This window comes from Promicromonospora kroppenstedtii, assembly GCF_044389675.1.
Classification (GTDB): Bacteria; Actinomycetota; Actinomycetes; order Actinomycetales; family Cellulomonadaceae; genus Promicromonospora; species Promicromonospora kroppenstedtii.
In genome coordinates this window covers 196,856-209,219 of the sequence record NZ_JBIRYI010000004.1, presented here as the reverse complement: position 1 = coordinate 209,219, position 12,364 = coordinate 196,856, and the positions used below count along the sequence as shown (strand labels likewise).

Genomic DNA, 12,364 nt, shown 5'->3' with positions numbered 1-12,364 from the left:
TTGCTATGATCCCGTGGTGATGACACATTGTCAGCACGTCAGAACTGCGTCGGAGGAGACCACGTGAGCCTGCCCGCCGAGGAATTCGCCCCAGTCCCCCTGTCGGCCGTGCTCCGTCAGGGCACCCGTGACGCCCATGCCGGCGCGAACTCAGAGCGGTTCATCGAGGAGCTCCTGTCCGGCGGACTCACGCGCGCCGCGCACGCCGACCTGACCGCCCAGCTCCTCCCGGTGTACGAGGCGCTGGAGGAGGCGAGCGCCGCCCTGGGCGACGACCACCGCGGCGCCGGCCTCGTCTTCGCCGAGCTCGCCCGCGTCCCGGCGCTCGAACGGGACCTGGCCTTCCTGTACGGCCCGGGATGGCGCGAGGAGATCCGCATCCTGCCGGCCACCCGCGCGTACGCGGACCACGTCCGCGAGGTCGGGGGCAGCCTGCCGCACTACACCGCGCACTCCTACACGCGGTACCTGGGCGACCTGTCCGGCGGGCAGATCGTGAAGCGCATGATGAAGGAGCACTACGGGCTGGACGAGGAGGGCGTGGCCTTCTACACCTTCCCCGACATCCCGAAGGTGAAGGTGTTCAAGGACGCCTACCGGCACCAGCTCGACCTGCTCGACCTGGACGACGACGAGGTGGCCGCGACCCTGGCGGAGACGCACCTGGCGTTCACGCTGAACCGCGCGGTCTTCACGGAGCTGGCCGCCGTCCACTGCTGACACGTCGGGGTGCTGACGACCTCACGTCCGACATGTCACAACGTCTGACTTGTCACAGCTCAGAGGGGTCACAACCCGGCGGCCTGCGGTGTCAACTCGAGTATGGACACCATCGAACGGCGCATCTCCACCACCGCACTGGTCATCGGCACCGGGGGCTCCGGCCTCCGGGCCGCCATCGAGCTCGCCGAACAGGGGGTGGACGTCCTGGCGCTGGGCAAGCGGCCCCGCATGGACGCCCACACCTCGCTCGCCGCGGGCGGCATCAACGCGGCTCTCGGCACGATGGACGCGGAGGACAGCTGGCAGCAGCACGCCGCCGACACCATCAAGGAGAGCTACTTCCTGGCCAACCCGCACACGGCCGAGATCGTCGCGCGCGGCGCCGCCCAGGGCATCGCCGACCTGGAGCGGTACGGCATGGCGTTCGCCCGGGAGGAGGACGGCCGCATCTCGCAGCGGTTCTTCGGCGCGCACACCTACCGCCGTACCGCCTTCGCCGGCGACTACACGGGCCTGGAGATCCAGCGATCCCTGGTCAACCGGGCGACGCAGCTCGACATCCCGATCCTGGACTCGGTCTACGTCACCCGGATCCTGACGCACGACGGCGCCGTCTTCGGCGCCTACGGCTTCGACCTCACCGACGGCACGCCCTACCTGATCCACGCCGACGCCGTGATCCTCGCCGCGGGCGGGCACAACCGCATCTGGCGGCGCACGTCCTCGCGCCGCGACGAGAACACCGGCGACTCGTTCCGCCTCGCCGTCGAGGCGGGTGCGCGGCTGCGCGACCCGGAGCTGGTGCAGTTCCACCCGTCGGGCATCCTGGAGCCCGAGAACGCGGCGGGCACCCTGGTCTCCGAGGCGGCGCGCGGTGAGGGCGGCATCCTGCGCAACGCGCTGGGCGAGCGGTTCATGGCGAAGTACGACCCCGAGCGGATGGAGCTGTCCACCCGTGACCGCGTGGCCCTGGCCGCGTACACGGAGATCAAGGAGGGGCGCGGCACCGACAAGGGCGGCGTCTGGCTCGACGTCTCGCACCTGCCGCGGGAGACGATCATGACGCGCCTGCCGCGCGTCTACCAGACGATGCTCGAGCTGCAGATGCTCGACATCACCACCGACCCGATCGAGATCGCGCCCACCGCGCACTACTCGATGGGCGGCGTCTGGGTGCGGCCCGAGGACCACAGCACCGAGGTGAACGGCCTGTACGCGATCGGCGAGGCGTCCAGCGGCCTGCACGGCGCCAACCGCCTCGGCGGCAACTCGCTCATCGAGCTGCTGGTCTTCGGCCGCCTCGTCGGCCGCGCCGCCGCGGCGTACTCCGCCGGCCTGGAGGCGCAGCTCCGCTCGCACGACGCCGAGGCCCGCGCTCGCGCCGAGGTCGCCGACCTGCTGGCCGCCGACGGCACCGAGAACGTGCGGGCCCTGCAGCGCGCGGTGCGCAACACGATGACCGAGCACGCCGGCGTCGTCCGGGACGAGGAAGGGCTGCTCGCGGGCCTGACGGAGCTGGCCGAGATCGAGGAGCGCGCCACGCACGTCGGCGTGCACCCGGACATCGCGGGCTACCAGGACCTCGCCCACGCGTTCGACCTCAAGGCCTCCCTCATCGCGGCGCGGGCCACGCTGGAGGCCGCGCTCGAGCGGCGCGAGACCCGCGGCTGCCACAACCGCAGCGACTACCCGGACCTGGACCCGAACCTGCAGGTGAACCTGGTCTGGTCGCCGACGACGGGCATCGTCCGCGAGGAGATCCCCGCCGTCCCGGAGGAGATCGCCGCCCTGATCGCGGCCCAGGAGGTCTCGACGGCGGGCAAGCTCGTCGAGTGACCGACCCACGGCCCGGCTGAGCACAGGATCTCGGCCCTTTTCGCGACTCGGAAAGGGCCGAGATCTCGCGCTCAGCGGAGGTGGCGAGGGTCGTGGGTGTCGCCCGTCGCGCGCTCCGTCCAGCCCGGCCACACGCGCCGCGCGTCACGCGGGTGCAGCTTGCCGCCCAGGTGCATGGCCCGCCACACCCCGCGGTAGCCAGGCAGGATGCCGGACGCGATGACCACGTGGCCGACGACGACCGGGGTCACCACGTATGTCGACCACCGGTGGATCTGGGCGAACCACACGAACACCGGCCCGCCGCTGACCAGCACCAGCCCGATCCCGGACCCGATCAGCGCCAGCAGCGTGACGACGAGCACGAGGTTGGCGACCCGCTGCCCCGGGTCGAACCGCCCCTCGTGCCGGCCGAACCGGCCCGTGAGGATCGCGGTAGGCCAGCGCCGGAACCACGCGCCGTCGCCGTGCTGGAACCGGACGGTCTCGCGCCAGAACACCCGCCACCCGCGGGCGCCGACGACGACCGTCAGCGCAGTGACCCCCGCGAGCACCCAGCCGGCCACGGTGTGCACCTCGGTGTCCGGGACCCCCGTGACCCGGGCGATGAGGCTCGGGCTGCCCTCGTTGCCGAGCAGCAGCCACCAGCCGGTGATCAGCAGGACGATGACGGACACGTACACGCCGGCGTGGAACCAGCGCGCGGCTCGGGGGTTGCGTTCGACGGTGTTGGCGGCGACGTCGTGCTGCTCGATGTCCTGCTCCTCGGTGTCGCGCTGTCCGGTGTCGTGGCGCTCAGTAGGACCCACCGCTGTCTCCCGTGCTATCACCCGTGCTGCCGCCGGACCCCACGGTCACGTTGACCTGGGTCTCCACCCCGGCCGCGGAGTGGTCGGCGTGGCGCAGCGACGCGTCGATCTCGTGCTCGCCCGCGGGCAGGTCGGTGATCTCGACGCTGTTGCCCTCGACGACCTGGTACTCCTGGTCGTTGCCGTCGAAGAACACGTGGACATGGTCCTTGCCGGTGTCGGGCGCGCCGAGTTCCTCGCTCGACTTGAGCTCGATCGTGAACGGCGTCTCGACCGTGGCGCCGTCCGCGGGGGACGTGATCTCAAGGGTCATACCGCCCCCGGATCCGCCCGATTCGGTCGAACCACCGCCGCCTCCGTAACCGCCCCCGGTGCCGCCGGTGCTGCCGCAACCTGCCATGAGCAGGACCGCCAGCCCCGCGCCGGCGGCGAGCCTCGCTCCTCGTAGTCTGGACATGGTTGTCTCCCTTGTTCCGGGGCTCTCCCCGGGCTCGGTCCGGACGTCGTCGGCGGCGCCCGTCACCAGTCCCTACGTGGCGGGGTGCCCGGCGGATCTCTCGGCCCGCGGACTCGTCACGAACTTCGGCCGGCACGAGATCGGCCCGACACGAGATCAGTCCGGCACGAGATCGGCCCGGCACGAGATCAGTCCGGCAGAGATCCGCACGCGAGTCCGGGACGTAGGAAAGGACATGACGGCATCGGACGAGGCGCTGCTCGCCGGGATGGCCGCGGACGATCAGGACGCGGCGGCCGTCTTCGTGCGCCGGCACCAGGCTCGGGTGTACGGGCTGGCGCTCTTCGTCGTCGGTATTCCCGCGGTCGCCGAGGAGGTGGCGCAGGAGACCTTCGTCCGGGCGTGGCGGCACGCCGACGGGTTCGACCCCCGGCGGGGACGCGCGACGACGTGGCTGCTCGCGATCGCCCGGCACGCCGCGATCGACGTGCTCCGGGTGCGCCGCGACGTACCCGTGGACCCCGTGATCATGGCGGAACGGATCACGGCGCAGGCGGTCGGTGACCCCGACCGCCTGGCGGACCAGGTGGCGACCGGCACCACGGTGGACGCCGCGTTGTCCCACGTGCCCCGCGAGCAGGCCACAGCGGTGGTGCTCGCGTCGGTGTTCGGGCTCAGCGGGGCCGAGATCGCGGAGCGCACCGGGGTGCCCCTCGGGACCGCGAAGACCCGCATCCGGCTCGGGCTGCGGCACCTGCGGGACGAGCTGGCGACCAGCCGGGAGGTGGATCGACCATGAACTCGCGCGGCGGGAACCACGACGGGAACGGTGGCGGGAGCGACAACGGGAACGACGACGGGAACAGCGGCAGGAACGGCGGCAGAAGCGGAGATGGGAACGGGGACATGAACGGCACCGACCGCTGCGCCGACCTGCGCGACGCGCTCACCGAGGTGGCGCTGGGAGTCGCGGACGGCACCACGCGCGGCGAGGTGATGGCGCACCTGGCCACGTGCGACCGCTGCCGGGACGAGCTGTCGTCGCTGTCCGCGGCCGCGGACGAGCTGCTCCTGCTGGTCCCGGAGCGTGAGCCAGCCGCTGGGTTCGAGGGCCGCGTGCTGGACCGGCTCACGCGGGTTCCCGCCGGATCCGCCGGCGACCACCACCCCACGACGGTCCGTCGGCACCGGATGCGGCGCGCGGCGCTCGCCGGCGTCGCCGCGGCGGGACTGCTCGTGGCGGGCGGCGCGGGTGTCTGGATCGTCACGGCGCCGGACCGCGAGCTCGCCGCGAGCTACCGCACCACCCTCGACACGGCGGGCGGCCACTACCTCGCCGCCGCCGACCTCGTCGCGGACGGCACAAAGGACGGCGCCGCAGCCTCGGTCGGCACCGTCTTCCTCTACGACGGCAACCCCTCCTGGGCCTACGTGGTGGTTCGTGACGCCGGCGCCGCGACCAGCTACGACGTCACGGCGGTCGTCGCGGCTGTCGCGAACAGCGGGATCGGCGGGACCGACAGCACCGACATGAGCACCGCCGCCCCCTACGGCCGAGGCGTCCGTGCGACGGAGCCAGGCCACACGACCTTCGACCGCAGGAACTCCGACGCCGGGACCCCGCCCGGCGCCGGCACCCCTGGCAGCGCGGAGACCCGGGAGATCGCGCTGGGATCGTGCGTCGTGGCGACGGGCAGCTGCTCGGCGGGCGGCGTGCTCGACGTGCCCGTCCGCGACGTCCGGTCCGTGCGGCTCACCACCCCGGACGGCACGACCTGGGCCACGGCGACCCTCCCCTGACCCACAGCACCAGCACCCGCCCCCAGCCCGACCCGGCCGGCCTCAGCCCCGGCCGGCTCACTCCGCCCCGCGCACCACCAGCCGCGGCTCCACCAGCACAAATGCCGCGTCGTGGCCGGCCTCCCGCTGCAGGACGACGTTCCCCGTCGGCCCCATCAGCAGGTCCAGCACCCCGGCCGCGACCTGCTCGGGCAGCTGCTCCACGCTGCTGATCCCGAGAGCCTCGGCGGCCGGCGTGTTGTCGAAGCCGACCACCGGCAGCCCCGGCCGGCCCAGGGCCGTCGCGGCGAGGTGGGCGCCGATCGCCAGGGAGTCGCTCACACAGACGACGGCGTCCACGGGGTCGGCCGCGAGCGCCGCGCCGACCAGCTCGCGGGCCAGGCCGACGCTGTCCTCGGTGTACCAGCGGGGTCCGTCGTACCCGGCGTCGGACATGGCCTCGCTCCAGCCGCGGGCGCGGTCGTCGCCCGTCCCGGAGCCCTCGGGCCACCCGAGGAACGCGATGCGTGGTCCGGCCTGGTCGAGGAGGTGCCGGGTTGCGGCGCGGGTGCCGGCTGCGCCGTCGACGTCGGCCCAGGGGTGCGCGGGCGCGCCGTCGTCGGCATCTTCGCCGTCGGACCGCCAGGGGCGGCCGAAGGAGACGAAGGGCACGTCGCGCTCCTGCAGCCAGGTGGTGCGGGTGTCCTCGTGGGAGGTGCCGGTCAGGACGACGGCGTCGATCTCGCCGCCGTCGACGAGGTCGCCGATGCGGTCGATCTCCTCGGTGGGCGTGCGGGCGGCGTAGAGGAGCACGCGCATGCCGCGCTCGCTGGCCCGCTCGGTCAGGGCGTGCACGAACCGGTCGAGCACGACGCCGGAGATGCCGCCGGCGTACGGGTCGAGGCGCACGCCGATGGTGGAGCTGCGCCGGGTGCGCAGGCGGCGCGCGGCGGCGTGGGGGCGGTAGCCGAGCTCGACGATGGCGCGCTGGACGCGCTCGCGGGTGGGGCCGCGCACGATGTCCGGGGAGTTCAGGACGTTGGAGACGGTCTGCCGCGAGACGCCGGCCGCGCGGGCGACGTCCTCGACGGTAGGCGCCTTCGCCATCGTTCCCCTCCCCTGTCAACCCAGTCGATACGAACCGGTCGGGACAACCCCGCCCCACCGAACCCTGTCCGATCACGCCTGTCGTGAATGTTCGGAAACGTCATCCTAGGTGGCACATCCCGTCACCCGTCCATCTTGACATCGCGCTCAGCCCCTCCTTAGTGTCCTGCCCAGCGTAATTTGATCGTTCAAACGTCGTCACCATCACGTGCCTCATCAAGGGAGAAGAGACATGACAAGGCCCATCTCACGACACCTCGCCGGCGCGGGCGCCGTCCTGGTGGCCGGTGCGCTCGTGCTCACCGGCTGCGGCGGCTCCGGCTTCGCGGACGAGCCCGCGGCGCAGGACGACGCCGCCGCCGACTCGCTCACCAGCTCCGACGACCCGCTGTCGATCCTCATCGGCAGTTCCGGTGACGCCGAGACCGACGCGGTCACGGAGGCGGTCGCCGCCTGGTCCGAGGAGTCCGGAGTGGACGCCGAGGTACAGGTCGCGAGCGACCTGCCGCAGCAGCTCTCGCAGGGCTTCGCGGCTGGCTCCCCGCCGGACCTGTTCTACCTGGCGCCCGAGGCGATCGCCGGCTACGCGGACAACGGCTCGCTCCAGGCCTACGGCGACCTGCTGGCGAACAAGGACGACTTCTACCCGTCGCTCGTGGAGAACTTCACCGTCGACGACACGTTCTACTGCGCCCCCAAGGACTTCTCGACGCTCGGCCTGGTCATCAACACCCAGCTCTGGGAGGACGCCGGCCTGACCGACGCCGACGTCCCCACCACGTGGGACGAGCTGACGGACGTGGCCAAGACCCTGACCACGGACGACCGGGTGGGCCTGTCGTTCGGCGCCGAGTACCAGCGCGTGGGCACCTTCATGGCGCAGGCGGGCGGCGGCCTCGTGGTCGACGGCGAGCCCGTCGCCAACAGCGAGGGCAGCGTCGAGGGCCTGACCTACGTGCAGAGCCACCTCGAGGACGGCACGTTCGCCTACGCCGCCGACCTCGGCGCAGGCTGGGGCGGCGAGGCCCTCGGCAAGGGTCTGGCCGCGATGGTCATCGAGGGCAACTGGGTCACCGGTGCGCTGACGAACGACTTCCCGGACGTCGAGTACACGGTGGCCGAGCTGCCCGCCGGCCCCGCCGGCCCGGGCACGCTGCAGTTCACGAACTGCTGGGGCATGGCCGCCGACAGCCCCAACCAGGAGGCCGCGCTGAGCCTGGTGGAGCACCTGACGAGCGCCGAGCAGCAGCTCGCGTTCTCGGAGGCGTTCGGCCCCATGCCCTCCTCTCAGTCGGCCGCGGCCGACTGGACGAGCGCCAACCCCGACCTGACCGCGTTCCTGGACGGCGCCGCGTACGCGCAGTTCCCGCCGAACTGGGCCGGCACCACCGACGTCATCACGGACCTGAACTCCCAGCTGGAGTCGCTGAAGACCGGTGACGTCGCCACGATCCTCGGCACCGCGCAGTCGAACCTCGAAGCGATCGCCGAGTAGCACGCCCATGTCTCTTCTCGCGACGCCGCGCGACGCCGGTTACCGTTCCGGGCCCGATCGGGCCCGGAACGGTGCCGGACGCGGCATCCGGCGCGGCGAGGCCGCCGCCGGGTGGCTGTTCATGCTGCCCGTGCTGGTGATCCTCGGCGTGTTCCTGCTGGTGCCGGTGCTGATGGCCCTGTGGGTCAGCTTCTCCGACTGGTCCGGGCGCGGCAGCCCGCTGTCGTCCGGCGTCGGCTTCGTGGGGCTGGACAACTACGCGGCCGTCACCACCGGTGGCGGCCTCGCCGAGCGTGACTTCGGCATCGCGCTGCGCAACAACACCTGGTACGTGCTGCTGGTGGTGCCGCTGCAGACGGCGCTGGCGCTGCTCCTGGCGGTGCTCGTCAACCGCGCGGTCCTGCGGGGCCGCGGCGTGTTCCGCACGGCGTTCTACTTCCCGTCGGTCACGAGCTCGGTCGCGATCACCGTGCTGTGGCTGTTCCTGTTCTCGACGTCGGGCGTGGTCAACACGGTCCTGGCGCGGGTGGGGATCGCCGGGCCCAACTGGTTCAACGACCCGAGCGGCGTGCTGCACAACCTGCTGGGCGCGCTCGGCCTGCGCACCGGGCCCGAGGCCCTGACGCAGCACGGCTTCCTCGGCGTGACGTGGTGGGACTGGCTGGCCGGGCCCTCGGTCGCGATGTCGGCGTTCGTGCTCATGGCGATCTTCACCACCAGCGGCACGTTCATGCTGCTGTTCCTGGCGGGCCTGCAGAACATCGCCCCCGAGGTCGAGGAGGCCGCCATGGTCGACGGCGCGGGCGCCTGGCAGCGCTTCTGGCGTATCACTCTCCCCCAGCTCAAGCCGACCCTCTTCACGGTGCTGACCCTGGGCCTGATCGGCTGCTGGCAGGTGTTCGACCAGATCTACACCGGCACGCAGGGCGGCCCCGGCAAGACGACGCTGACCCCCGCCTACCTCAGCTACCAGTCGGCGTTCCTGTCGCAGGACTGGGGGCAGGGCGCGGCGATCGCGTTCATCCTCTTCGTCATCATCGTGCTGCTGACGATCCTGCAGCGCTGGATCCTGCGCGAGCGCCCCGACGTGCCGCGCCGGTCCCGGCGCGGCGGCCCGAACCCCCACCGGAACCCGGACCGGAACACGGAGGCCGAGCGATGAGCCTGACCTTGGGCCGCGACGCGGGCCACACCACGGGCGGCAGCGGGGGCCGCGGCACGGACCGGGTCCTGCGCCGCCGGCCGCGCAAGGCGTTCGCCTGGCAGATCGGGCTGTACGTGCTGCTGATCGGCCTCGCGCTGGTCTACGTCTACCCGTTCCTGGTCCAGCTCGCGACGTCGGTCAAGACCGAGGCGGACGCCGCGGCCGACCCGGTCTCGCTCGTGCCCGACCCGCTGACCTGGTCCGCGTACGCGCGCCTGTTCCTGCGGTCGGACTTCCCCGTGTGGTTCGCCAACTCCGCGATCGTGACCGTACTGGTCACCGCGGGGCGCGTGTTCTTCGACTCCCTGGCGGGCTACGCCCTGGCCCGGCTGCACTTCCGCGGGCGCGGCGTGATCTTCGCGGCGCTCGTCGCCGTGATGGCGGTGCCCACCGTGGTGCTGCTCATCCCGAAGTTCCTCGTGATCAACCAGCTCGGCATCTACGACTCGTATGCAGGCATGGTGCTGCCGCTGCTCGTGGACGCGGCCGGCGTGTTCATCATGAAGAACTTCTTCGAGTCCGTCCCGGCCTCGGTCGAGGAACAGGCCCGCATCGACGGCGCCGGCACGTTCCGGATCTTCTGGTCCGTGGTGCTCCCCATGGCGCGGCCCGCACTCGTGACCATCGTGATCCTGTCGTTCCAGGGGTCGTGGAACGAGCTGAGCCACTTCATCGTCGCCGCCCAGTCCCCCGACCTGACGACCCTCACCAAGGGCGTCGCCTCCCTGGCCAGCGGCCAGCTCAGCCAGGGCAGCCAGTACCCCATCAAGCTCGCCGCCGCGGCGATCATGACCATCCCCGTGGCGGTCGTGTTCTTCGTGTTCCAGCGACGCATCATGAACACCAGCGAAGGAGCCGTCAAGGAATGACGCCGAGCATGACGCCGAGCATGACGCCGCCCACCACCCCACCGCTGCAGCCGCTGCTCGGCGACGCCGTCATCGCCCTGCGCGCCCCGACCCAGGTCTGGTCGGGCCGCGACGGCGACCTCGGTGCCGCAGCGATCGACGGCGTCTACCACGGCGACGTGCGGCACGTGCGCGGCCTGACGCTGGAGTGCGCCGAGTCGGCGATCGAGTACATCTCGCTCGCCCCGGAGAGCGCCTCGCACGTCGTGTTCGGCGGGCTCCTGCGCGAGGCGGACGACGCCACGCCCGACCCCAAGGTGCGCCTCGTGCGCGACCGCCGCGTGGCCGACGGCTCGCTCACCGAGACCTGGACCGTCGCCTCGCACCTGGCCGAGCCGACGCGCGTGACCCTCCGGCTGCGGCTGCAGCCCGACTTCGCGAGCATGCACGAGGTCAAGGCCGGCCTCGCCGCCCCGGGCGGCGCACCGGAGATCACGCTCGGCGACGGCTCTGGGCCGGGTAGCAGCACCGTGACGGCACGCTCCGGCAGCCACGCGTTCACGCTGGCTACCACCGGCGCGACCGTCACGACCAGCGCGGACGGCGAGATCGTCGCGACCTGGCCGCTGGACGTCCCGGCCCGCGGCCGCGCGGAGGCCGCCTGGTCGCTCGCCCTGCACGACGACGCCATGGTCGTCCGGGGCGCAGCCGGCACCTGGCCGGGGACGGCGGAGGCACTGCGCGGGGCCGAGGTCGACGCGTCGGTCTCTGCCGGCTCGGCTCGTGCCGGCGCGGCCCGGATCGCCGTCTCCGAGGGCGCCGACCCCCGCCTCGGCCGCTGGCTCGACACCGCGCTGGACGACCTCGACGCCCTGCGCCTGACCCTGCCCGGCCACCCCGACGACGAGTTCTTCGCCGCCGGTGCGCCCTGGTTCTTCACGCTGTTCGGCCGCGACGCCCTCTGGGCCGCCCGGCTCGCACTCCCGCTCGACGTCCGGATCGCGGCGTCCACGCTGCGTGTCCTGGCCCGGCTGCAGGGCACCGACCACGACGTCGACACCGCGCAGGAGCCCGGCAAGATCCTGCACGAGCTGCGCGCGACGCCGCTCGAGATCCCCGGCGAGGGCGTCGTCCTACCCCCGCTGTACTACGGCAGCGTCGACTCCACCCCGCTGTGGATCTGCCTGCTCGCCGACGCCTGGCGCGCCGGCATGCCCGACGACGAGGTCACCGCCCTGCTCCCCGCGCTGCGCGGCGCCCTGACCTGGCTGGTCGAGCACGGCGACAGCGACGGCGACGGGTTCCTCGACTACATCGACCGGTCCGGACGCGGCCTGGCCAACCAGGGCTGGAAGGACTCCGGCGACTCCATCCAGTGGCGCCACGGGGCGCTCGCCGACGGCCCGATCGCACTCTGCGAGGTCCAGGGCTACGCCTACGAGGCGGCGCTCGCGGGCGCGGACCTGCTGGAGGCGTTCGGGCCGGAGGCCTCGCCGTCGGACAACGGGACGTCCGTGGAGACCGCCGCCGTCCTGGACCCGGCCGGGCTGCGCACCTGGGCCGCCGGCCTGCGGGCCAGGTTCGCGGCGTCATACTGGGTGCAGACGCCGGAGGGCCGGTACCCGGCCGTGGCGCTGGACAGGGACAAGCGTCCCGTCGACACGCTGACCAGCAACATCGGGCATCTGCTGGGCACCGGGATCCTGGAGCCGGACGAGGAGCAGCACGTCGCCGACCTGCTGCTGGACCCCGCGATGTCGACCGGTTTCGGCATCCGCACCATGTCGACGGGCGCGGCGGGCTACTGGCCGCTGTCGTACCACGGGGGCAGCGTGTGGACGCACGACACCGCCATCGCGGTGCACGGCATGCACCGCGCCGGCCTGGCCGACCACGCGCGCCGCGCCGTGGACGGGCTGCTCGCAGCGGCCGAGGGCTTCGACTACCGCGTGCCCGAGCTGCACGGGGGCGACCCCGCGACGCGCGCCGGGGTGCCGACGCCGTACCCGGCGGCCTGCCGCCCGCAGGCCTGGTCGGCGGCGGCGGCGATCACCTGCCTGGCGGTGACGAGCGCCCCGCGCGCGGACTCCGTCGTCGGCTGAGACT

The 12,364-nt window shown here is 72.6% G+C and carries 11 protein-coding genes; 8 read left to right on the top strand and 3 right to left on the bottom strand.

The annotated features are described in order from the left end of the window. The first annotated feature begins 63 nt into the window (after positions 1–63). Entirely contained in the window at positions 64–720 is a 657-nt protein-coding gene (locus ACH47X_RS08465; RefSeq protein WP_397403262.1) for a heme oxygenase (biliverdin-producing), read from the top strand. Positions 721–822: 102 nt separating this feature from the next. Then, on the top strand, positions 823–2,559 hold the full coding sequence (locus ACH47X_RS08460) for an L-aspartate oxidase (protein WP_397403260.1): 1,737 nt from the start codon (positions 823–825) through the stop codon (positions 2,557–2,559). Positions 2,560–2,630: 71 nt separating this feature from the next. Here the strand turns inward: ACH47X_RS08460 and ACH47X_RS08455 are convergent, their stop codons facing one another. After that, positions 2,631–3,368: a cytochrome b/b6 domain-containing protein gene (locus ACH47X_RS08455; protein WP_397403258.1), complete on the bottom strand. Its 738-nt coding sequence runs from the start codon at positions 3,366–3,368 to the stop codon at positions 2,631–2,633. Beyond that, positions 3,355–3,681, bottom strand: a complete 327-nt coding sequence (locus tag ACH47X_RS08450) for a hypothetical protein (protein ID WP_397403256.1) — start codon at positions 3,679–3,681, stop codon at positions 3,355–3,357. The genes ACH47X_RS08455 and ACH47X_RS08450 overlap by 14 nt, the downstream gene beginning before the upstream one ends. 379 nt (positions 3,682–4,060) lie before the next feature. Here ACH47X_RS08450 and ACH47X_RS08445 point away from each other — a divergent pair, with 379 nt between their 5' ends. Both ACH47X_RS08445 and ACH47X_RS08440 read left to right on the top strand, forming a co-directional pair. Beyond that, positions 4,061–4,624, top strand: a complete 564-nt coding sequence (locus ACH47X_RS08445) for an RNA polymerase sigma factor (protein WP_397403254.1) — start codon at positions 4,061–4,063, stop codon at positions 4,622–4,624. A gap of 107 nt (positions 4,625–4,731) precedes the next feature. Beyond that, positions 4,732–5,625, top strand: a complete 894-nt coding sequence (locus tag ACH47X_RS08440; RefSeq protein ID WP_397403252.1) for an anti-sigma factor family protein — start codon at positions 4,732–4,734, stop codon at positions 5,623–5,625. A 57-nt stretch (positions 5,626–5,682) separates the two neighbouring features. Here ACH47X_RS08440 and ACH47X_RS08435 read toward each other — a convergent pair whose 3' ends face one another. Further along, the gene (locus tag ACH47X_RS08435) at positions 5,683–6,711 is read right to left on the bottom strand and encodes a LacI family DNA-binding transcriptional regulator (protein WP_397403250.1); all 1,029 of its coding nucleotides are present in this window, start codon (positions 6,709–6,711) and stop codon (positions 5,683–5,685) included. 232 nt (positions 6,712–6,943) lie between these two features. On the opposite strand from ACH47X_RS08435, the gene ACH47X_RS08430 reads away from it, so the two are divergent. From ACH47X_RS08430 to ACH47X_RS08415, 4 genes are all read left to right on the top strand, one after another. Then, entirely contained in the window at positions 6,944–8,206 is a 1,263-nt protein-coding gene (locus ACH47X_RS08430; protein WP_397403248.1) for a sugar ABC transporter substrate-binding protein, read from the top strand. Between the two features lie 121 nt (positions 8,207–8,327). After that, positions 8,328–9,368, top strand: a complete 1,041-nt coding sequence (locus ACH47X_RS08425) for a carbohydrate ABC transporter permease (protein WP_397403484.1) — start codon at positions 8,328–8,330, stop codon at positions 9,366–9,368. Continuing rightward, entirely contained in the window at positions 9,365–10,279 is a 915-nt protein-coding gene (locus ACH47X_RS08420; protein ID WP_397403246.1) for a carbohydrate ABC transporter permease, read from the top strand. Before ACH47X_RS08425 ends, ACH47X_RS08420 begins: the two co-directional genes overlap by 4 nt. An 8-nt stretch (positions 10,280–10,287) precedes the next feature. Next, positions 10,288–12,360, top strand: coding sequence for a glycogen debranching N-terminal domain-containing protein (locus ACH47X_RS08415; protein ID WP_397403244.1), 2,073 nt, complete (start codon positions 10,288–10,290; stop codon positions 12,358–12,360). Positions 12,361–12,364 lie beyond the last annotated feature (4 nt).